Consider the following 23,826-nt stretch of genomic DNA (forward strand, 5'->3'; position numbering starts at 1 on the left):
CCTCCTATACTTAATTCAACCTTATTATAACACAAAATACGAACGATCGTTCGATATTTTAAAAGAATATCTTATATTTTAACATACTTTAACTACAATAAATCTTCAACTTGCTTTTTTATGTAGTCATTATTTATCCAAAAACTTTGTTTAGTCATCCACTCATCCGAATAATCATCTGAGTCAGGTCTATTAATCCAGTTAATCTTTTTAGGAAGCTTATCTGCATTACTTCCTCCACGATAGTCTCTGTTATTAGTGTGTGGTCTAACATGGCAAATTAAATCATCACTTTTATCTACAAAATTATTTTTTATTCTCCAACCATCCTTTGTACTTTTGTCCGGTACAGCTTCTAATGTGACACCCTCTTTTAATTTCTTCACTGTATCATCCCACATTCTTTTGACAGGTCCGTTTATGTCTTCTTCAGGCATACTAAAAAATTTTATTCCTTTGAATATGTCTACACCATCTTCATCTTCTTTAACAACAAAAAATAAAAACCTTGTTTCTAACAAAAAGTTTCGCCATTGTGCACTAGGATATCCTTCACTATCTTCCCATTCCTCATTAGCTAGTTCTTCAAATTTAAAAGCTCCAAATGACATACTTTCTTTATTCACATTCTTTTTATTAAAATGAACTGTTTTGACTACTATAGATGATTTTTCAAACTCTTCAACTTCCGGGAATGGTTTACTTTTAGTAGTTTTACCTTTTAGATTTAAAATGGCAGAGGCTATTCTATAATTTAAACCTTTCTCACCTTTATTGATAGAAAAATGTTCGCATAATTTATCGATTGACCAGTTTATATATGGCTGAAATTTTTCAAAGACTATGTCCTCTATTGATTTTTCTTTTATTTCAAATGGGTCTTTGACAATTGAATCTATTTTTTCATCACCTAGAACATATTTGCGTAAAATAGATGTCATATACCCAGACTTCAAAGAAAATGCTCTTTGCTTTGCTTTTATGTCTGAATAAGGCTGATTTCTTAAAGAACTAGCATTCGCACCCTTTGTACATGGCGCTAAATAACTTGTCAAACCTTCACTCAATTCATGTGCCTTTCCTTCATTAATATATTGATTTATTATTTCCCAATCTTGTTTAATTATTTCATAATCAATCGGGTTTTTATGCATTTCATAAAGCACCGCTTCTTTAATAATCCAATTATCACTAGGTGTTCCCTTGATATATTCATAGAAAGCTAATTCTATAGTATTATTCTTAGATAAAAAACTACTAGTTTCAAAATTTTCATTTGCCACTTTCTCATAGTTTATAATATTTAATACTAATCTTTCTTTGGAGCTATACTTTCCGTTTTTCAACTTTTTAAATGGCGTTGCCTTAAGTTCCACCCCAGCTTCTGCCATATCTGGTTTACTATCACTGTCTTTTTTCTTACCAAACCAATTTTCAAATGCATCACCAACTGAACTCTTACTTTGTTTAATCGATTCACCACCATTTAATTCTAATACACTTTTACCAACAGCTTCTTTTGCGCGATTATGTACGGCTTGTTTTGTCAAATAACTTTCCAAAATTATCCCCTCTTAACATTAAATAATTATTTCCGCTATTTAAAATTTCAATAATATAATTATATAGAATTATCCATATTTTTTACACATTTTGAATATCACTCTTACATCTACTCCATGCATTTTCATACACATCTATTATATAATACTTGTGAAAAGTATTGTCTTGGGGCTGTGTTTTTTTACTTTTGGGGCGTATTTCTTTATAATTCATTACATAAATGTAAGGGCTTTAGTTTTCATGTTTTATTAAGTCTAACTGAGATTTTGAAAGGATGTTTAGCAACAATGGATAAAGAATTATGGATAGAAAGAGCTAATGATAGTTTAGTTAAACATTTTTATGAGCAGCAATCTGACATTGAACAGCGAGAAGGTTTTGAAAGTAAATTAACGTTTGGTACTGCGGGTATACGCGGAAAATTCGGTCTTGGTGAAGGTCGACTTAATAAGTTTACTATTGAAAAATTGGCATTAGGTTTAGCGCGTTATTTAAATGCCCAAACAAACAATCCAACAATAGTCATTCATTATGATATTAGACATCTTTCAACTGAATTCGCCCAAATCATTGCTAATGTATTAGCAAACCATCAAATAACAGTTTATTTACCTGATACATATAAAACGACACCGGAATTATCGTTCGCGGTGCGCAATCTTAATACTACTGCTGGCATTATGATTACAGCAAGTCATAATCCGAAAGACTATAATGGCATTAAAGTATATGGTTCTGATGGCGCGCAACTATCGACTGATGCTTCTGAGCTTGCAAGTCGTTATATCGAAGAAGTTGGCGATCCATTACAGATTGATATACCTATTTCAAAACAAAATACATCTTATATCAAGTCTTTTCCGAAATCTGTAACTGATGACTATATGAAACACATTCAAAATATGATTGGCTATATTCCTAAATCTGATTTACAAGTTGTGTTCACTAGTTTGCATGGTACAAGTGTTCCGATTGTACCTGAGTTATTACAATCTTTGAATTTCAATCAATTTAATCTTGTAGAAGCACAATGTAAACCTGATCCGAATTTCAGCTCAGTTCAAAGTGCTAATCCTGAAGATCATCGCGCTTTTGATCAAGCAGTCGAACTTGCAAATAAAAATCATGCAGACTTATTAATATCAACTGACCCTGATGCAGATCGACTTGGTATTGCTGAACGAGATGCACACGGTCATATCACATATTTTAATGGCAACCAAATTGGTGCGCTGTTACTTAATTATCGTATTCAACAAACGTCTCAATTACGTCACCGCTTAATGATTCAATCCATTGTAAGTAGTGAGTTAACAAAGTCATTAGCACGCTATAATAATGTTGAATACAAAGAGGTGCTGACGGGCTTTAAATTTATTGCTCAGGAAATAAGACAACTGGATGATCATCAAAATATGATTTTCGCATTTGAAGAGAGTTACGGTTTTCTATCAGAGCCTTTTGTACGTGATAAAGATGCCGTACAAATTGTGCCACTCATTATAAAATACGCTTCTGAGTTAAAATTATATGGCAAAACATTGAAAGATGAATTAGAACAGATTTATCAAACTGTTGGTAGACATGAGGATACATTATTCTCGCATACGCTAGAAGGATTAGAAGGGAAAAAGAAAATTAATGCAATAATGACCAAATTCCGTTCAAATCCACCGCAAGAGATTCAAGGACTGAAAGTGAAAGCAATTGAAGATTATTTAACTAGCGAGGTTTATCATTTGGATAAAGATACAACGTCACAGATTAATTCTCCTAAATCAAATGTTATTCGTGTCTTATTTGACGAAGGATTTATCGCTTTACGTCCTTCTGGTACTGAACCTAAAATTAAATTATATGTGTCGTTAAAATGTCCGAATTTTGATGATGTAGCTCAAAAAATTAATGCGATGATTTTTAGCTAATTAAAAATTTTATACATCGAAATATTACATTTCATTTTATACTTATCAGCCCTTTTGAAACTAGAATCCTTATGTTTTCGCGTTTTGAAGGGGCTAATTTGTAATAATTTTTCAAAAGTATATTAGAAAATTAATTTTCATGTATTTTTCATATTAAGCGGTAATAATATAATAATTAATACCGCGACCTATTTAATTGTTTTCGCGATGAAAAAGGTTTAGAATTACAAAAATAACTATTTTAAATTTAGTTACAAATATATTTTAGAAAGGATGTGAAATAATGAAAGGCTCTAAACAAATACTTTTGATTATGGGCATTATATCTCTTATTGTTTTATTTATTTTTACACTATTCATCATGGCACAATATGCAAAACATTATGAACAAAAATCCGACAGTTCCAACGCACATACTTTAAACTCATCATCAGCCATAATTGAGCAACATACTATGTCGAATTTAGCGTCTCTAGATTTATACGCTCCTGTTCGTAACATTACTTCTAGTCGTGATATTCATCCCATTTATTTCATGACAAAAGATTAAAACTTCCTTTTTCATAACCCCATTCATTCAACTAATAAATTAAAAATTGATAAAAACGTACTGTTTTTTAGAAACATACATATATAAGATACGCATTCATTACTAAAAGACAGTACATTATATTCTATCAGGAAGGTGCAACAATGACCGTCAACATCGTATTTAGTATCGTATTCTGCATAAGTATGGTTATATTAGGCATTTATGTCGCAATAACTAAAGATTTCACACTAATTTCTTATATAAATCAAACGACCATTGCAGATAAACACAAGAACCAAATTGCATATATATTTACGCTATGTATCAGTTTGAGTGCAGTATTTTTAATGTCTTCAATTCTATGCTTTGAATATGATTTTATTGCATTGTCATTCTTATTTTTAACGATAGCATTATTACTTATCGCATTATTCTACGTTTGCTTTTATAAAATCACAAAATATCCATAAATGTTTGCGATAGTGTGTTGGTTAGATTTATTGATGCGCTGTCATTAAGTAATTGTTTGCGAAAAAAATACAACCTTGTACGAATACAAAGTTGCATTAATATAGAATCATTTATGCTTTTTAATATCACAAATTAAATTGATTAAACTAGCTAAAATAGTCAAAATTGGAATCAAGATTACATATATATCATAACCTCTAGATATTAGTATACATAATATAATTAGCGACCCTATTATAATTGCTAAATTATAAGCCAAACTAATTTTATATTTCATTTCAATTCCCACCTTAATAGCATTGATTAAAATTCTATTATGTTTACATAGACTTCTTAAAAAACTTTAACCCCGATAAGCTAAGCATTGAAATAATTGCACCTCCTGATATAAATATATTACTTAAGCTTAGTAAAGGTATAATTAAACTTATCAGTCCTAAAGATAATGTATCCGCTGCGTAATTCGATGTAGATGAGATACTAAATACTTTCCCCATCAAATGATTTGGCGTTTTTATTTGAATGGCAACTGATCTTGTTAGTCCCTCTATAGATTGTCCAAGTCCCACTAATGTTGCACCTATATACAATATCGCCACACTTGGAAACACATTAATAATCGATAAACCAATTCCCCAAACTAAAACACCAATACTAAATTTAAAGATTAATCGTTTTTCTGACAGTAAACCCATAATCAATGACATTAATAAAGACGCTATACCTAAACATGATGTAGCTAGTCCATATACACCAACGCCCTCTTTTAATATATTGGAAATAAACAATGGTAATGCAACACGCCAAAGGCCAGTATTAATCAATATGCAGGTAAATTGAATGATTATAATAAATGAAATTTCTTTAGATTTTTTCAAGAATTCCCAAGTTTCAGAAAAATCTTCTTTTGAGTGTCTATCAATCATGTTGTTATTTGTATATTTTAAAAGTGCATTAAAAATAAATCCTAAAAATAGCAATATACTGCAAATAAAAAAGACGCCAACATTACCAACTAGTATTACAATGACACCAATTAAAGCAGGTAAAATAATATTTGAGCCTCTTTGCAAACTATCGATTAACGCATTACTTGTTGCTAAATGCTCCTCATCAATAATTTCAGGAAGAATTGCCCTAAACGCAGGATCCGTATAGCAGTTAATAATGGTGATAGCTGTAGATATGGTTAGAAGCGTCAGATAATTTAAATTTGATGTTATTGCAAGTAAAGGAATAATTATTATAATCAAACTTAGTATAAGATCAGATAGATAAAGTATTTTCTTTTTATTATGTTTATCAGAATATGCGCCACCGAAAATACCAAATATAATAAATGGTAGTGTTTGACTCATAACCATCATTGATAATTTTAAAGATGATTGGTTTGTCAATTCAACAGTAAACCAAATTATTTGTAACGAAAACAGCACAAAGCAACTCCGACGTAAGAAATTACCAATCAATAAATATGTAAAGTTTCTATTTTTCAAAACTTCTAAGTACAACATATTTATCACCTCTCATAAAAATAATTGAATGCATCCACCAGCTTTTTTAGACCTTCTTCTAAACTCTCTTTATCCAAAGCGCAATTAATTCTAATATAATTTAGTCAGTTAAATATCAATTATTTCGAAATTTACATACTACTTGAAACACCATACATAACCCCCAAAATGACTACTCAGAGGTTATATTCTACTAATTATGATTATATTAAATATGAAAATATTATCAAAAAATCAAATTTATAACAAAAATACACCCCTTAAAGTTAGGTCTTTCAATCCAACTTTTGGGGTGTATATCATTTTCATCATATTCTAGGTTGTTTTTAACAAACTAAATATAGTGAATGCAAATCAAGTATTATTTAAATAATGAATTATTTTAATTTTTTCTTCTACGTGCCAATAACATTAATCCAGCAATTCCAATTATACTACTAAAGATCAATCCTTTTTGTGTGCTTTCTGCACCTGTTTTTGGTAATTCTGCTCGTTTTTTCTCTTGATTAGCTACTGATTTTTTAGCAATTTTAGATTTTTTAACTTTATCATTTTTATCCATTGAATGAACTGGTTCATTTGGTTTTGCTCTGTCTTTCGATAATCCTGGATTGTCAGGATTTACTGGGCCACTTGGATGAGTTGGTCTGCTCGGCTTCTCTGGGTTTTCAGGTCCTTTTGGATCTTTTGGTTTCTCGCCACCAAACTCTACAATCTTATCTACTGGTTGTTTTGTGATCTCTTCTGTTGGTTGACCCTCACCAACTTTTTCACCTGTTAATGGGTTCACTGTGATTGGTGTTGTGATTGTCTTACTTCCTGGTTGTCCTTCTTGTTTCACTCGCTCTTCACCAGGTTGTAACTTCGGATTAAATTCACGTTTTGTCTCGAACGGTATCTCTACTGTTTTTGTTTCTGTTTTATTAACTAGATTAGGCGTTAGTTTAAATGTTGAGTTATTTAAATCTGTTCTCATCCAACCATTTGCATATACACCTTGAGATGTTCCCTGTCTTTGACTAGAAGTAATTAAAAAGTTATATGCTTCAGATTTATCCAATCCCAAATCTGATATATTAGCTTCCCAAATTTTACCAGCATATTCGGCTCTCATTATCCCCGATTTTTCATTGTACGCTAATTTTAAATTATTAAGTAATTGACCATGGAATTTTCCATCTGTTGTATCAATAGAATTATCTGCATATTGGAATGAATTATCCGCTTTACCTCTTGTTGGTATGTTTGTTCCAACCTTTGCTGTAGTTCCATCAGCACCTGTTTTTACAAACGTACCATACCCTTTAAATCCTTGTCCTGCCTGTTTCTCTTCTTTATCCATGGGATCTTTAAAATTATACCCTGTATCAATTTTAAATCCTGCTGAATTTTCCATTCCTTTGGGACCTAATATACCTCCCTTTTGTAAATATTCGTTACCGTCACCTTTACTAAATAAGAACCCCCATCCATCAGCGCCAGTTGTTACCGATTGATGATTATTAGCTACTCTAATGTTAAACTCAAAGTCATTTTTAAAAGAAACTTTATTCTTTAATTGTAATGCTCCTGTCAATTCGTTTTTTCCAATACTTTTATTATTGAAACGAGTGACTTCAGATACCTTTAGATCCTCTGGATTGCTTTGTATATCAACACTTCCGTAACCTTCAAAATGTTCTTTACCTTGAATTGTAATTGGGGTAGATTCAACTACATTTTTAGAATCTCTTGTAATATCAAAAGAGCCTTCATCAACAGAACGAGCTTTTCTAACCTTAGGTGTCTCTGCGTTATGAGTGACTGACGATTTCGGCTGAACTTCAGCAACATCAGCTACTTCTTTTGGTGTATCCTCCTTTTTTGATATATCTTCAGCTTTTACTGATGGTTCATGTTCGATTGTGTCTTTGTTTGAAGTTACTTCAGATTTAGCTTCTACACCCTGTGGTGCAGTGTCTTTGTTTGTTACTTCTTCAATCTTCACTTCTTTTGATTGGACATTATCTTTTAATGTAGTTGGATTCTCAATATTGTTTTCAGCTGCTTCTGCCTCTTGTTGAGTTCCCAAATACATTAGTGAGCCAATTAAAATAGATGCTGTTCCAACTGTAAATTTTCTTATTGAATATTTATTCAATTTATTTGATAGAAAATCTACTCTTTTATTTACCGGTCCTTTCTTATCTCTCATTTGCATACTCCTTTTTCCATATTTTCCACTTTACTTACAGTGAATTTACATGTAATTTTACAAATACAATAGGAGTTGCACAATGGAATATAACACTTATCTTTATAAAATTATTTTATATATTGAAACGCTTAAAACAATCTACAAATAAAATTATTATTTTTAGTTTTCAATGAATAATTCATTCTTATCTGTTGGAAAAACCCATCAACTCAATAGCATTGAATTTCTAAAATAAAAAATACCTTAACGCATTTAAAAATACATTTAACTGCACCAAGATATTAAAATCTCGAAACATACTTTATGTTTCATTAATATTTATTTCACTCAAAAGATTTTTAATATAATTGTGTTGTTTTACAGAAACAACAATGATTACATTTCTACTATCATGTGGGTCTCTACATTTATTCAAGTAACCCTTTTTTGATAATTCTTTTACGCTTTTAACAATTCTAGATTGGTCTATACCGATATAACTTATAATGTCTCTCATAAAATATTTACCTTCATCATTTTTAAATACATCTAAATATGCTAATACTAAATAATTATCTAATGTAAGACAAAAATATTTTTTTAAATATTTACGCAGCTCATATGTAGTTAATACTCTTTTCATTAATTTAATATTGCTCTTGCTTTTCAAATCATTCATCAAGTCTTCATCCCTTACTTTTAATTGTCACGTCAAATAATATTTGTCTTTAACTAGTAATAACTCCAAATATATTTAGTTTGTGGTGCTAGCTATAAACACAAATGAATCATAACACTATATTTTGATTTTGTTCAATTGTTTTTGTTTTTGGATAATAAATGAATTTGTCATTTGTTATTCCGTGATTTTTAGTTATTTATATTTTATATATATTATATATAAAAATATTTAGGTTAACATGTCTTCAAAAGAGATTGCTTTTATATTACTTTAAATAATATAAAGTATTGGGACATCAGAAAATAGTAGGAGAATGTAAGGTGGACTATCAAACTTTCGAAAAGGTCAATAAATTCATAAATGTAGAAGCGTACATATTTTTTCTCACTCAAGAGTTAAAGCAACAATATAAATTATCATTAAAAGAATTGTTGATATTAGCATATTTTTATTACAAAAATGAACACAGTATTTCACTAAAAGAAATCATTGGTGACATACTTTACAAACAATCTGATGTTGTTAAGAACATTAAGTCACTATCTAAAAAAGGATTTATAAATAAGTCTAGAAACGAAGCAGATGAACGCCGTATTTTTGTTTCAGTTACTCCAATACAACGTAAAAAGATTGCTTGTGTTATTAATGAGTTAGATAAAATAATTAAAGGATTTAATAAGGAAAGAGACTACATAAAATATCAATGGGCTCCAAAATATAGCAAAGAATTTTTTATACTTTTTATGAACATTATGTACTCAAAAGATTTTTTAAAATATCGATTTAATTTAACATTTCTTGATTTATCTATCTTATATGTAATATCATCTCGAAAAAATGAGATACTAAATTTAAAAGATTTGTTTGAAAGTATTAGATTTATGTATCCTCAAATTGTTAGGTCAGTTAATAGATTAAATAATAAAGGTATGCTAATCAAAGAACGATCCCTTGCAGATGAAAGGATTGTGTTAATCAAAATAAATAAAATACAATATAACACTATTAAAAGCATATTCACAGATACTTCCAAGATTCTCAAACCAAGAAAATTTTTCTTTTAAATTTAAACAGATTTACCTCTTGATAAAATAAATAAGCAATCATAATACTTCTCAATTTAGTATAAATAAAAATACATAATTAACTTTCTTTTGTTTTTATATTATTTCAATACCCTACTATATATCACAACACATAAATTAAGCATGACACTCATTCAATTTAGTTCACAATTTCGTGTTCCAATTTTATTGAGTATCATGCTTTTTAATGTTATAACCCTAATTCTTTAATAAATCGTGTTAATTCTTCTCGCATACTGTCATCTTTCAATGCATATTCTATCGTTGTTTTAACGAAGCCTAATTTTTCTCCAACGTCATAACGTTCGCCTTCGAAGTCATATGCATACACTTGGTTATCATTATTCATACGTTCAATCGCATCTGTTAACTGAATTTCGTTACCTGCGCCTTCTTTTTGCGTTTTTAAATAATCGAAAATTTCAGGCGTTAATACATAACGTCCCATAATAGCTAGGTTTGATGGTGCCGTACCTTGTGCTGGCTTTTCCACAAACTTTTTCACTTCATACTGACGTCCGTTTTTAGTTAATGGATCAATAATTCCATAACGATGAGTATCTGCTTCTGGAACTTCTTGGACGCCTATAACTGAGTGCCCAGTTTCTTCATAAACGTCAATCAACTGTTTCACTGCTGGTACTTCAGATTCAACAATATCGTCACCTAATAACACCGCAAATGGTTCATTGCCGATAAATTGACGCGCAGAACTAATCGCATGCCCCAAACCCTTTTGTTCTTTCTGTCTTACATAAAAAATATTCGCAAGTTCCGTTGAATACTGAACTTTTTCTAGTAATTCAGATTTACCTTTTTCTTTTAACACCATTTCTAATTCTTTTTGACTATCAAAATGATCTTCAATCGCGCGTTTGTGGCGACCTGTCACTATAATAATATCTTCAATTCCAGCTCTTGCAGCTTCTTCAACGATATATTGTATTGTGGGTTTATCTAAGATAGGAAGCATTTCCTTTGGCATCGCTTTAGTTGCTGGTAAAAATCTAGTCCCTAAACCAGCAGCGGGAATGATTGCCTTTTTTATTTTTTTCAAAGTTAATGTGCTCCTTTTCCTAAGTATTAAATCTATGTATCAACGTCATTTTAACACTAATTAGAACGCCTTCATAGTGTCATTGAGTATGTAATTATTTCTTGGGAAATTTGATTTAATTTTAAAAAACAGGCTTACTTCATATAATTTATGAAATAAACCTGCCAATTTTGGATTGATTATGCTTTGTGATTCTTTTTATTTCTACGTAATAACGCTAATCCTAAAATGCTAAATAATCCGCCGAACAACATACCTTTGTTTGTTGATTCTTCTCCACCTGTTTCAGGTAGTTCAGATTTCTTAGATTGTGCTTTTTTAGTTGGTGCCACTGCTTTAACCTTTTCATTGATTTCAATAACAGGTGTTACTACCTTACCTTGTTCCACTGGTTTAGAAGGCTTTTTAGGTTCTTCTTTTGCGGGTGGTACTGGTTTACCTGGCTCAGATGGTATTTCTGGCGTTGGTGGCGTTGGTACTTCCGGTTCACTTGGTACTTCTGGTGTCGGTGGCGTTGGTGTTTCCGGCTCACTCGGCACTTCCGGCGTCGGTGGTGTTGGTGTTTCCGGCTCGCTTGGTACTTCTGGTGTCGGTGGCGTTGGTGGCACGATTGGAGGTGTTGTATCTTCTTCAATCGTTTGTTGACCTTCATTATGACCACTTACTTGTGGAAGTGTATCTTCTTCAAAGTCAACACTACTGTGTCCACCGAATTGATAATTAGGTTTATCTTTGTTTGTATCTTCTTCAATAATTTCAGTGTGCTTATTGAATCCATGAATATGTGGCACACTATCGAAGTCGATATCAATGATATTACCACCTTGTTCATACTTAGGTTTGTCTTCTTCTGTGTCTTCCTCGAATGACTGGTCACCATTATTTTGACCTTGGATTTGAGGTACACTATCGAAATCGATATCTACGATATTGCCACCTTGTTCATATTTCGGTTTATCTTCTTCTGTGTCTTCCTCGAATGACTGATTACCGCTATTTTGGCCACCTTCGTAACCTAATTCACTCTTAATATCAACATGGCTATTTTCTTCGATTTCTTCAATCACGCCATAATTACCGTGACCATTTTCAGTTCCTAAACCAGAATGAGAAATATGCTGGTAATTTTCAGTAATCTCTTCGATTGGACCTTGAGCTTGACCATGTTCTTCAGGTAATTCATCCACTAGTTCGATAAGATTACTTTCAGTTGTATATTCTTTCGTATCTTCAACTGTTGTATGATCGCTCACTGCGCCAGTTACAATACCTTTTGTAGAATCTTCGTCAAATTCAACTAGGTTAGACTCAGTAGTAACCTGACCACCACCTGGGTTTGTATCCTCTTCATATTCAACAACATCAGCGTGATGTTTTGAATTTTCATGTGTAGATTCTTCAAAATCCACATGAATAGAATCTTCTTCAGTTTCAATAATACCTTCTGCATGACCTTCTGCACCTTCAACAGCTGTATGATATTCAAAATCAATTGGCTTAGAATCGTTACTTTCTTCGATTGTACCAGTCAATTCATGCTTCTCCACTGGCTGCTCTGATTTAAATTCAAGTTCGATAGGAGTACTATGTTCTATAATAGGTTCCTTTGGTTTATCTTTACCGTCGCCTTGAGCGTTATTAGAGTAAAATGCAACGCCGTTGTTCCAAGTTAATTGAACTGGGTAATATGGGTAGTAAGGATAGTATGGGTAATTTTTATGATAACCTGAAAGATGTGTTCGGAAATTTAGATCCTTAGCATTTTGATTATATTCACCTTCATATTTAATTACATAGTTTTTTGTATTGTCTAAATCATTAAAGTTCAAAGAATACCCGCCATCTCCTGTGTAACTTAAATTTACTTTGTTAGTCACATCTTCAAATTTGTTGGCATCATCAAGCTTTGCATAAACACTTTCAGCTAATTCATCTGAACCAATGTGTTTATATACTTTGACTGTTGGATTATTAGCATTTTGTTTATATCCAGATGTTACTTGACCAGTAACGGTCACAGAAGTTAACGACTGGTTGTTAGGCTTCACATATGCAAAATGGCTAAATTTACCCTCTTCTTTATTCAAAGTATCAATTCGACCATTAACAGTAACACCCATTCTATCTTTAACGCCGTCTAAATATTTGATATCAAATTCTTTTGAGACTTTATTTTGACCTAGTGTTACTTCAACTTTTTGACTCCCTTGCTTTGTCACTGTTGTTGGGTCAATGAATAGGTTTAAGTTTAATTCAGCAGTTAAATCATTTTTGTTATTTATATAATCAGTAAATGTATAACGAATTTTACGTTCGTCTATAACTTGACCATTTGCCATAACTTTATCTTCTGTTGAACTTTTTATCTCCGGAACTTTACGTAGAGTTGAGATACCATGAGTTTCAACATTATCACTTAACGTGAAATCAAAATAATCTCCTGCCTTAATTCCTTCTCCAAATTTCCATTTGTATTTTAAAGTTACTCTTTGAGCATTATGCGGATTAACAATATTCGAATCTTTATTATGTCCTTCTAAAGAGCTTTCAGTAACTTTCACTTTACTTGTTACATCTATACCTGTCCCTTTAGCTTCTTCCACTACTTCTTTCTCTGGAACTACGGCACCGTCAGCTGATCTTTTCATTCTTGGTTTAATTTCTGAGACGTTACTTGGTTGAGCTGTGTCAACTTGAGTTCCTGTAGTTTCCTTATCAGCAACTTTTTCCGATGGTAAATCAACTCGCGAAGTTTCTACTTTTGGTGCTTGCACAGTTTTCGGTGCTTCTTCTGTTGTTACTTGTGTTGATTGTGATGGTTGCTCAGTTGATGTCGCGCTGTATGAATGTGTTTCATCTATTGTATTAACGTTATTTGTAGTTGTTTGTGTTTCGCTTGCTTTACTTTCAGTAGCTGAACTCCCACTTTCCTCTACTGTAGTATTGTTTTGTTCCGATGCTGCAGCTTCTTTTTCTTGTCCCATTCCAACAACGATCATTGTTCCTAAGAATACTGAGGCCGCTCCCAATTTGTGTTTTCTTATGCCGTATCTAAGATTGCTTTTCACTATAATATTCTCCCTTAAATGCAAAATTCATTTATTTTTAAAACTCAATAAATGCAATTCTATATTGTTCGGTTTTTAAAAGCAATGAAAAAAAGCGAGTTAATAAAAAGTTAAGATTGTTGTTAACTTTATGTATAATGAGTTTTTTATTATTTGGAGCTCACATATATATTGCACACGAAGCTCTTGAATCCCTTGATATAACAGTCTTGTATTTTTTATACTTACTTTTTAAATTAAATTCAAATTCATCTAATTTAAAGCAATATACTAAAACATACATAATAATCGCCTGTACAATGCATCATTAACAAGTCACTGAAATGCCTTTCATTGTATTAATAACGTCATTATAATTTTATATCGTTCGGTTTTTGTTTGATTTTAATGATTATTTATACAGAAACAGCCGTATTTCAAGACGACATTTTAAATTTAACTAAATTTGCATCTAGTTAATAATTGCATTTATCAAATTTGCCTTATTGATTCAATCTAATTTGTACTAACAAACTAGTTTTAAATTCTAAATTTATCTCTCAGTTCGTTATCAATCATCAGACATAAACCAATGAAACAATCAGAAAACACTCTAATTTTCTATTAGAAATTTGATTTAATATAAAAAAACAGGCTTACTTCATATAATTTATGAAATAAACCTGTCAATTTTGGATTGATTATGCTTTGTGATTCTTTTTATTTCTGCGTAATAATGCTAAACCTAGAATGCTGAATAATCCGCCGAACAACATACCTTTGTTTGTTGATTCTTCTCCACCTGTTTCAGGTAGTTCAGATTTCTTAGATTGTGGTTTTTTAGTTGGTGCCACTGCTTTAACCTTTTCATTGATTTCAATAACAGGTGTTACTACTTTACCTTGTTCCACTGGTTTAGAAGGCTTTTTAGGTTCTTCTTTGGCAGGTGGTACTGGTTTACCAGGTTCAGCTGGTACCTCTGGTGTTGGCGGTGTTGGTGTTTCTGGCTCACTCGGCACTTCTGGTGTCGGTGGTGTTGGTGTTTCCGGCTCACTTGGTACCTCTGGTGTTGGCGGTGTTGGTGTTTCCGGCTCACTCGGTACTTCCGGAGTCGGTGGTGTTGGCGGCGTTGTATCTTCTTCAATCGTTTGTTGACCTTCATTTTGGCCGCTTACTTTTGGAAGTGTATCTTCTTCAAAGTCAACGCTGTTGTGTCCACCGAATTGATAATTTGGTTTATCTTTATTTGTATCTTCCTCAATAATTTCAGTGTGCTTATTGAATCCGTGAATATGTGGCACACTGTCGAAGTCGATATCAATGATGTTACCGCCATGTTCATACTTAGGTTTGTCTTTTTCTGTATCTTCCTCGAATGACTGATTACCATTATTTTGACCATGAATTTGAGGTACACTGTCGAAATCGATATCTACGATATTACCACCTTGTTCATATTTCGGTTTGTCTTCTTCTGTGTCTTCCTCGAATGACTGGTTACCGCTATTTTGGCCACCTTCATAACCTAATTCACTCTTAATATCAACGTGGCTATTTTCTTCGATTTCTTCAATCACGCCATAATTACCGTGACCATTTTCAGTTCCTAAACCAGAATGAGAAATATGATGATTGTTTTCAGTGATTTCCTCGATTGGTCCTTGTGCTTGACCATGTTCTTCTGGTAATTCATCCACTAATTCGATAAGATTACTTTCAGTTGTATATTCTTTCGTATCTTCAACTGTTGTATGGTCGCTTACTGCACCAGTTACAATGCCTTTTGTAGAATCTTCGTCAAATTCAACTAGGTTAGACTCAGTAGTAACCTGACCACCACCTGGGTTTGTATCCTCTTCATATTCAACAACATCAGCGTGATGTTTTGAATTTTCATGTGTAGATTCTTCAAAGTCAATTGGATTTGATTCCTCAGAGGACTCAGTGTATCCTCCAACGTGACCCGCTTCGCTATCCACAGCAGTATGGTAATCGATATCAATAGCTGATGAATCCGTTTCTTCTATTGTTTCAATGTATCCATCAACATAACCACCTTCACCATCTATAGCTGTGTGGTAATCAATGTCAAGAGTTGAAGAATCATATTCTTCTTCAACAGTAGTTACTAAATTCTTATCATATTGGCCTGTAAGAGTTTCTTTAATTGTATCTTCTTTATATTCAAATTTATTATTTTGAATAATCGGACCATTTTTCCCATTACCGTTCGCTTTATTGCTGTATAAAACTAAACCATTATCCCAAGTTAATGTATATCCTCTATCATAATAATATTTATAAAGTTGCTCTGGATGTCCTACCATTTGTGTTCTAAAATCCACTTCATCAGTACCATTTAAATACTCTCCATCATAATGAACAACATACGTTTTATCTAGATTTTCTAAATTCAATGAATAGCTTCCATTAGTTTGTACATTCAAATTCCCATTCATACTACTTGTGACTTCTTTAAATTTAGAAGTATCTGTCGTGTTTGCATATACACTTTTCGCTATGTCTTCATTATTACCCAAGTATTCAAATACCCTAACTTTTGGTTGATTTCCATTTTGATTACTACCTTTCATTAAAGTTCCAGTAACAGTCACACTTGTTGTTTTACCATTATTAGGTTTAATAAATGCAACATGCGTAAATCTATTATTCGCTTTATTAAATGTTTCAATCGATCCATTTAAATTGGCATAATAATTCCCAATACCATCTTTATATTTAACATCTAATTCCTTTGAAGTTTGTTCTCCATTTAGTGTTGAAGTTATAGTTTGATTTCCATTAGTTTGTACAGTTTTAGGATCAATAAATAAATTAATTTCTAGTTCAGCCGTTACATCAACCTTATCTTCAATATCATTTGTAAATGTATACCTAATCTTTCCGCCCTCTAAAATTTTACCCGTCGCCATAACAACCGAGCCATTTTTAATTTCTGGTACTTTTCTAGCAGTTGATACGCCATGCGTATTTACATTATTTGATAAAGTAAAGTCAAAATAATCCCCTTTGTGTAAACCCTTTTCGAATTTCAATTTATATTTTAGCACTGCTCTTTGTCCTGCATGAGGTTCTACTTTATTTGTATTGTTATGACCCTCGATAGAGCTTTCAGTAACTGTAACTTTACTTGTCACATCTGTACCCATTTCCACTTTCGCGTCACTAGCTTCCTTAGATTCAACTACATCTGCTGATCTTGTCACACGTGGCTTACTTTCTGATGCCGTTCTTGGCTGTGCCACTTCAACTTGTGTTTCTGTCCCTTGATTTTGTGTAACCTTTTTAGGTGTTAAATCTACTTGTCTTTGATTTCCGCTATTGTCTTGAGGTTGTGTCGTTTCCTTAACTTGAGGTTTCTCTTCTTCTTTAACTGTTTCTACATTTGCTGGTTGTGCAGTTTGTGGTTCTTGTACTGCATTTGGTGCTTCTTCAGTTGTTACTTGTGTTGCGTTTGACGGTTGTTCTGTTACTGTTGCGTTATATGATTGAGTTTCTTCTATAGTATTAACGTTAGTTGCAGTTGTTTGAGTTTCGCTTACTTTATTATCAGTAGCTGAATTCCCATTTTCTTCTACTGTTGTCTTTTGTTCTGATGCTGCAGCTTCTTTATCTTGTCCCATCCCAACAACGATCATTGTTCCTAAGAATACTGATGCTGCTCCCAATTTATGTTTTCTAATGCCGTACCTAAGATTGTTTTTCACTATAATATCTCCCTTTAAATGCAAAATTCATTAATTTTTTAAACTTAATAAATGCAAGTCTATATTGTTCGGTTTTTAAAAGCAATACAAAAAAGCGAGTTAATGAAAAGTTAAGATTGTCATTAATTTTATGTTAATTGATAATTTTATTATTTGAAATATACCTATAAATTGTATTCAAGTCATCAGAAACCCTTGTCACACAAGGCTTGTATTTTTTATACTTATTTTTTAAATTAAATTCATCATTATCTAATTTAAAACAATATACTAAACGTTTCATAATTATCGCCTGTACAATACGCACAAAAACATGTCTTGAAACGCCTTTCATTACTCTAAAATACCCAATATACTTTTTATATCGTTCGGATTCTGAGTATTTCAGACGATTTTCTGCATAAAAATAAACGTGTTTCAAGGCAATATATTGCAATTACCTAAAAACACGTTTACTTAATATTTAGTTAAACAAATAAGCTAATGAATAAAATGAAGATGATACCTGAAACGGAAATAATCGTTTCTAATAATGACCATGTTAAGAATGTTTCTTTTACAGTTAAACCAAAATATTCTTTAAACATCCAAAATCCTGCGTCATTTACATGAGACAAAATCACACTACCTGCACCTATCGCAAGTACAACTAATGCAACATTTACATCTGATGATTGTAATAATGGTAAGACAATACCTGTAGTTGAAATCGCAGCTACTGTAGCCGAACCTAATGCGATACGTAGCACAGCTGCAACAATCCATGCTAGTAAAATTGGAGACATCTCTGTACCTTCAAACATTTTAGCAATTGTATTTCCGACACCGCCGTCAATTAATACTTGTTTAAATGTACCGCCACCGCCAATAATCAATAACATCATTCCGATTGGATAAATCGCATTCGTCACTGATTCCATAATATGATTCATCTTACGCTTTCTCATTAATCCCATCGTAACGATTGCAAATAATACTGCTATTAGCATGGCTGTCCCTGCTGTTCCTATCATATAAATGATAGATTCAAATAGATTTGTAGGTTTGTCGTGCCCAGTTACAAGTTGCGTTATCGTAGACACTAACATTAATATGACTGGTAATGTTGCAGTTAATAAACTCATACCAAATCCTGGCATCTCTTGATCCGTAAATTCTTTTTGTGCACCTAACGCTGAAATATCGCCTTCTCGTGTATACGCAGACGGAATCATTTTTTGTGCAACTTTGTTAAATATAGGTCCTGCAATGAGTGTAACTGGAATGGCAATAATCATACCGTACAGTAATACATCTCCAACATTTGCCTTTAATTCTTTTGCGATGACTACCGGTCCTGGATGTGGTGGTAAAAAGCCATGTGTCACAGATAAAGCTGTTACCATAGGTAGTCCTAGTTTTAACACTGAAACATTTGCGCGTTTTGCTACTGTAAATACTAATGGAATCAGTAAGACTAAATCTACTTCAAAGAACAATGCAATACCGACGATAAATGCTGCAACAAGCATTGCCCATTGTACATGTTTTTGACCAAATTTTTGAATCAACGTGTCTGCAATTCGAGTTGCACCACCACCATCAGCAAGTAATTTCCCAAGTATGGCACCTAAACCGAATATTAGTGCAATGTGGCCGAGCGTACTGCCCATCCCTTTCTCAATCGTCTCCATAATTTTAGTCAATGGTATACCTAGCATTAACGCTGTAATCATCGATGTGATAATTAATGAAATAAATGTATTTAATTTAAACCCAATGATTAATACTAATAAAATAACGATACCTAAAACAACACTGATTAACGGCCATATTTCGTTAAACATGACATTCCCCTCTTTCTCTTTTCAATAGAATGTAACACCGTCGTCGCGCACGTATTCCAGATAATATATAGTAGTCATGGCACAACAACTTTATCTAAGTTGCTTGAGTGACGTATTTATTGTGTTTTATTTTCAGCCATATGTTGGCGTTGAAAATCTGCAATTTGTTCATAATTCTCTGTTAAAGAACGACTTAAATTGATAAAAATGGATACGAGCTCTTGGTAAACAGCGACATTTTCTTCAAACGGCGTATGATTATTTGTAGCACCGACCATCGATGAAACGATTGAAAAATCTTCAATGTCACCTACAGCTTTAAGTCCAAGCACGCAGGCACCTAAGCATGAACTTTCATAACTTTCAGGAACCACTAACTCTGTGTCAAATATATCTGACATCATTTGACGCCATACTTCACTTTTCGCAAAACCACCTGTTGCTTTTATCATCTTAGGCGTTTCATTCATTACTTCAATGAGTGCAAGGTAGACGGTATACAAATTGTAAAGAACACCTTCTAATGCAGCGCGAATCATATGTTCTTTTTTATGAGATAAAGTTAAACCGAAGAATGAACCTCTTGCATTTGCGTTCCAAAGCGGCGCACGTTCTCCAGCTAAATAGGGATGGAATATTAAACCATCTGCACCTGGTTTAACACGCTTTGCAATTTGAGTTAAGACATCATAAGGATCAACACCGAGACGTTTCGCAGTTTCGACTTCACTCGCTAGCAACTCGTCGCGCAACCATCTCAATACGACACCACCATTATTTACAGGACCTCCGATGACGTAGTGGTCCTCTGTTAAGACATAACAAAATATTCTACCTTTGTAATCAGTACGCGGTTTATCTATCACAGTACGAATCGCCCCAGATGTACCGATTGTGACAGCAACTTCTCCTTTACCAACGCTATTGACACCCAAATTAGAAAGGACCCCATCACTCGCACCAATAACAAACGGTGTATCTTCATTAAGCCCCATTAATGTTGCATAACGTTCTTTCATGCCTTTCATTACGTACGTTGTTGGCACTAATTCCGGCAACATTTCCTTGGAAATACCAAGCAATTCTAATGCCCCAACATCCCAATCTAATGTTTCTAAATTAAACATCCCTGTTGCGGAAGCCATTGAATAATCAATGATATATGTATCAAATAAATGATAGAAAATGTATGTTTTAATATCTGCAAACTTAGCAGTACGTTGAAATACATCTTGCCATTCATGTTTCATCCAAAAAATTTTCACTAAAGGCGACATAGGATGAATAGGCGTACCTGTTCGCTGATAAATCGCATTGCCATCATGCACTTCATTTATTACTGTTGCATATTTTGCAGCGCGGTTATCTGCCCAAGTAATATTATTTGTTAATCTTTGATGTTTCTGATCCATCGCAATCAAGCTATGCATTTGCGCACTAAATGACACAAATTTAATATCATCTTTATTAACTTTGGATTCTCTCATAACATATTTAATAGTCATTAATACCGCATCAAATAATTCATCTGGGTTTTCTTCTGAGACATCAACGTTTGGTGTGTGTAAATCATAGCCGATTTGATGTTTCATGATGAATGTTCCATTTTCATCATATAAGACTGACTTGGTACTCGTCGTTCCAATGTCGACACCAATCATATATTTCATGACAAATCCTTCTTTCTTTCATTTTAATTCAACCAAAATCCTTCAATATCTTTACCAACATCGTCGAAATTTAAGTGAAACGCTTCTTTCAAAATTTGACTGTCGTATTGTTCCACTGCATCAATAAACACTTGATGATTATGATGTATGCGTTCAAAATCTTGCGGGTTCTGTTGCATACGTTGTCGCATGGATGTTAAAACGAGTGCCATCATTACTGGTTTTAAATGACTCCAAAATGAGTTTAAATATTGATGATTAGATGCTTTGATTAATGTTTCATGAAATTCAAAGTCATGCTTCGTAAATGATTCTGCATCCTCAAATTTTACTGCCACTTTCATCATTTCAAGTTGTTTCTTCATTTCTTTTACGATAGGTAGTCGCTCTTGATTTTTAACTCTTGAAAATGCAAAAGACTCTAGCATCAGTCGCAAATCGTACATTTCTTTCTTTTCTTGTTCCCCAAACGGCAACACATGTGCACCCATTCTTTCTAATTGGATGAGTTGATTTTGTTGCAATAATTTAAATGCATCTCGAATTGGCGAACGACTCACATTAAATTGCTTTGCCATTTGATTTTCAGTGAGTAACGTACCTTCAGCTATGTGACCATTCACAATACCTAAGCGTAATTCTGCCGCGATACCTTCTCCAGTTGTCATACCTTCCAACCATTTCTCTGGATATCCATACATCATCAAAGCCACTCCTTCATTACACGACATACTTGTATACAAGTATGTTAATATAGTTCTTAATCGTTTGCAAGCGCTTTCTTTACGCGTACTAAAATAGTGACCATCCCTTTTCAATGTAAATTTAAAGGGAATGGTCACTATCACACGAATGATTTAATTGTTATGTTGTATGTGGGATATTTCTAATTGTTCTGTACTCATATGCGCTTTAGGTACTTCAATGCAATAATGCGTTTCATGACAGTTTGGACATTCGAATCGACGTGTTGTAGCAGTATGTTTCGCTTTGATAACTTGCCATAAAGATGGTGAGAATATATGCTGGCAGTTAGGACATAAATAGGCAACCTTTTGTTGGTAATAAAAAGTAACACCAATGCCGTATCCAATCATAAACGGCAACGCAATTAGAAACGGCCATTTATTTTTCATCAAAATTGCACTTATAATGCTAGAATATTGAATTATTCCTATAATACCCGCACTAATCCAAATGTTACGACGAATACTTTTCATTTCAGCTGATTTACTCATGACATGCTCTATGTCTTTTAAATGTGTGATTGGAGACGTCGACGCTTTATTTACGTAATATTGAACATTTTTAATTTTGTTTAATACCGCTTGTTGCTGTTTGACTTGTTGATTAATTTCTTGTTGTTTCATAGTTAGTAAAGTATTGAGTGTCTTCAAAGTACCTTCACCTTTTAGCAACATATCTATATCGCTTAACGCACAACCTAAATCTTTAAGCAATAAGATTAACTCTAATGTTTGTCGCTGGTGTTCTGTATACACACGACGCTTTCCTTCTGTAAATCCTTGTGGTTTCAAAATACCTTTGCGATCATAATATTGAATCGTTCGCGTTGTCACATTGCATAATTTCGCGAGTTCTCCAGTCGAATAGTTAGACATAGATTCCACCTCCTACAATCACCATAGTTGATGACCCGACGTCACGAGCAAGTACTTTTTCTACATTTTAAAGAAATTTATTATACTAGGCGTCTTATTTTTGTGATTTCGTACCATGTTGATTTACAAAATCACTCAAATTAAGCAACACTACTACTAAACGTCTACTCTGTTATTTCAGAATGAATTTGTTGTAATTTATCTTCAACTTCAGTAATCTCTGTCGCACATTCTTTCAGTAAATCTCGATACTTTTCCGTCTCTGCATTGTTTTTATAACGTATTTTATGTTCTAAACTTGCCCACATATCCATACCTATCGTTCTAATTTGAATTTCAACAGGCAATACCTCAACGCGTTCTGCTAAAAAGACTGGAATGGATACAACGATATGTAAACTGCGGTAACCATTTTCTTTAGGGTGCTGAATATAATCTTTACGTTTTATCAATTGTACGTCTTCTTGTTTAAGCAACATCTCTTCAATCAAATAAATATCATCTAAGTAATTACATACTACGCGAATTCCGGCAATATCCAGTATATGTTCTTTGGCAGTTTCTGCGCTAATCTGTAATCCTTTACGATTAAGCTTTTCTATTAAACTGCGCATTTCTTTCACACGTCGCTCCATATGATGTATAGGGTTGTGTTTATAAATGTGATTGAAATTATCGTCTAAAATACTCAGTTTAGTGCTTATTTCCTTTAGTGCTGACGAATAAATATGATCTAACTCTACGAAACCTAATAACGTATCAAATGCTTCATCACCATTTTCAAATTTACTTAAACTATTTTTAAAATCATGTCGCAAATCCTCTAAATATAGTGATGGTTTTCGATCTACATACATTTTTATACTAACCTCCGATATATAATCATCTTTATTGTACCTAACATTTTATTAAGATAATACTAATACAC

At 32.8% G+C, this 23,826-nt stretch carries 18 protein-coding genes and 1 pseudogene; 4 read left to right on the plus strand and 15 right to left on the minus strand.

Annotation, left to right across the window (positions count from 1 at the left end; translation table 11 throughout):
- Positions 1–92 precede the first annotated feature (92 nt).
- Positions 93–1,562, minus strand: a complete 1,470-nt coding sequence (locus IDG63_RS01070; RefSeq protein WP_000446878.1) for a Sau3AI family type II restriction endonuclease — start codon at positions 1,560–1,562, stop codon at positions 93–95.
- A 117-nt stretch (positions 1,563–1,679) separates the two neighbouring features.
- On the opposite strand from IDG63_RS01070, the gene IDG63_RS01075 reads away from it, so the two are divergent.
- The 3 genes from IDG63_RS01075 (at position 1,680) to IDG63_RS01085 (ending at position 4,490) form a co-directional block, all read left to right on the plus strand.
- Positions 1,680–3,488, plus strand: a complete 1,809-nt coding sequence (locus IDG63_RS01075; protein ID WP_072414260.1) for a phospho-sugar mutase — start codon at positions 1,680–1,682, stop codon at positions 3,486–3,488.
- Positions 3,489–3,771: 283 nt separating this feature from the next.
- Positions 3,772–4,038 carry a SaeRS system activator ScrA gene (gene scrA, locus IDG63_RS01080; protein WP_000678764.1) on the plus strand — a complete coding sequence of 89 codons (267 nt, stop codon included), beginning with the start codon at positions 3,772–3,774 and terminating at the stop codon, positions 4,036–4,038.
- A gap of 143 nt (positions 4,039–4,181) precedes the next feature.
- Positions 4,182–4,490, plus strand: coding sequence for a hypothetical protein (locus IDG63_RS01085; RefSeq protein WP_000217714.1), 309 nt, complete (start codon positions 4,182–4,184; stop codon positions 4,488–4,490).
- A gap of 107 nt (positions 4,491–4,597) precedes the next feature.
- On the opposite strand, the gene IDG63_RS01090 is transcribed toward IDG63_RS01085, so the two are convergent.
- From IDG63_RS01090 to sarT, 4 genes are all read right to left on the minus strand, one after another.
- A complete protein-coding gene (locus tag IDG63_RS01090) occupies positions 4,598–4,801 on the minus strand; it encodes a hypothetical protein (protein WP_072398205.1) in 204 nt (67 codons plus the stop codon).
- A gap of 10 nt (positions 4,802–4,811) precedes the next feature.
- Positions 4,812–6,005 carry an MFS transporter gene (locus tag IDG63_RS01095; RefSeq protein ID WP_086095916.1) on the minus strand — a complete coding sequence of 398 codons (1,194 nt, stop codon included), beginning with the start codon at positions 6,003–6,005 and terminating at the stop codon, positions 4,812–4,814.
- A gap of 382 nt (positions 6,006–6,387) precedes the next feature.
- Positions 6,388–8,199 (minus strand): G5 domain-containing protein, encoded by a 1,812-nt coding sequence (locus tag IDG63_RS01100; RefSeq protein ID WP_049286609.1) that lies wholly within the window; start codon positions 8,197–8,199, stop codon positions 6,388–6,390.
- A gap of 304 nt (positions 8,200–8,503) precedes the next feature.
- Positions 8,504–8,860: an HTH-type transcriptional regulator SarT gene (gene sarT, locus IDG63_RS01105; RefSeq protein ID WP_000998872.1), complete on the minus strand. Its 357-nt coding sequence runs from the start codon at positions 8,858–8,860 to the stop codon at positions 8,504–8,506.
- Positions 8,861–9,183: 323 nt separating this feature from the next.
- Here sarT and sarU point away from each other — a divergent pair, with 323 nt between their 5' ends.
- On the plus strand, positions 9,184–9,927 hold the full coding sequence (sarU, locus tag IDG63_RS01110) for an HTH-type transcriptional regulator SarU (protein ID WP_000386367.1): 744 nt from the start codon (positions 9,184–9,186) through the stop codon (positions 9,925–9,927).
- 211 nt (positions 9,928–10,138) lie between these two features.
- Here the strand turns inward: sarU and galU are convergent, their stop codons facing one another.
- The 10 genes and pseudogenes from galU to IDG63_RS01155 form a co-directional block, all read right to left on the minus strand.
- Positions 10,139–11,005 (minus strand): UTP--glucose-1-phosphate uridylyltransferase GalU, encoded by an 867-nt coding sequence (gene galU / locus IDG63_RS01115; RefSeq protein ID WP_000721337.1) that lies wholly within the window; start codon positions 11,003–11,005, stop codon positions 10,139–10,141.
- A gap of 179 nt (positions 11,006–11,184) precedes the next feature.
- Positions 11,185–14,073, minus strand: coding sequence for a fibronectin-binding protein FnbB (fnbB, locus tag IDG63_RS01120; RefSeq protein ID WP_000841393.1), 2,889 nt, complete (start codon positions 14,071–14,073; stop codon positions 11,185–11,187).
- Positions 14,057–14,158, minus strand: a pseudogene (locus IDG63_RS14985) (hypothetical protein). Before IDG63_RS14985 ends, fnbB begins: the two are co-directional and overlap by 17 nt.
- A gap of 595 nt (positions 14,159–14,753) precedes the next feature.
- On the minus strand, positions 14,754–17,780 hold the full coding sequence (gene fnbA / locus IDG63_RS01125) for a fibronectin-binding protein FnbA (protein ID WP_000794652.1): 3,027 nt from the start codon (positions 17,778–17,780) through the stop codon (positions 14,754–14,756).
- The gene (locus tag IDG63_RS01130) at positions 17,764–17,865 is read right to left on the minus strand and encodes a hypothetical protein (protein WP_001790696.1); all 102 of its coding nucleotides are present in this window, start codon (positions 17,863–17,865) and stop codon (positions 17,764–17,766) included. Before IDG63_RS01130 ends, fnbA begins: the two co-directional genes overlap by 17 nt.
- Positions 17,866–18,247: 382 nt before the next feature.
- Positions 18,248–19,606, minus strand: a complete 1,359-nt coding sequence (locus IDG63_RS01135) for a gluconate:H+ symporter (RefSeq protein WP_086095913.1) — start codon at positions 19,604–19,606, stop codon at positions 18,248–18,250.
- 116 nt (positions 19,607–19,722) lie between these two features.
- Positions 19,723–21,276, minus strand: coding sequence for a gluconokinase (gene gntK, locus IDG63_RS01140; protein WP_000876662.1), 1,554 nt, complete (start codon positions 21,274–21,276; stop codon positions 19,723–19,725).
- Positions 21,277–21,299: 23 nt separating this feature from the next.
- Complete coding sequence (locus IDG63_RS01145) at positions 21,300–21,980, minus strand: GntR family transcriptional regulator (RefSeq protein ID WP_000990133.1); 681 nt, start codon at positions 21,978–21,980, stop codon at positions 21,300–21,302.
- A gap of 153 nt (positions 21,981–22,133) precedes the next feature.
- Positions 22,134–22,898: a MerR family transcriptional regulator gene (locus IDG63_RS01150; RefSeq protein WP_000073993.1), complete on the minus strand. Its 765-nt coding sequence runs from the start codon at positions 22,896–22,898 to the stop codon at positions 22,134–22,136.
- Between the two features lie 164 nt (positions 22,899–23,062).
- A complete protein-coding gene (locus IDG63_RS01155; protein WP_000289136.1) occupies positions 23,063–23,755 on the minus strand; it encodes a GTP pyrophosphokinase in 693 nt (230 codons plus the stop codon).
- Positions 23,756–23,826: the final 71 nt, after the last annotated feature.

The organism is Staphylococcus sp. EG-SA-14 (assembly GCF_017151935.1).
In the GTDB taxonomy this organism is placed as follows: domain Bacteria; phylum Bacillota; class Bacilli; order Staphylococcales; family Staphylococcaceae; genus Staphylococcus; species Staphylococcus aureus.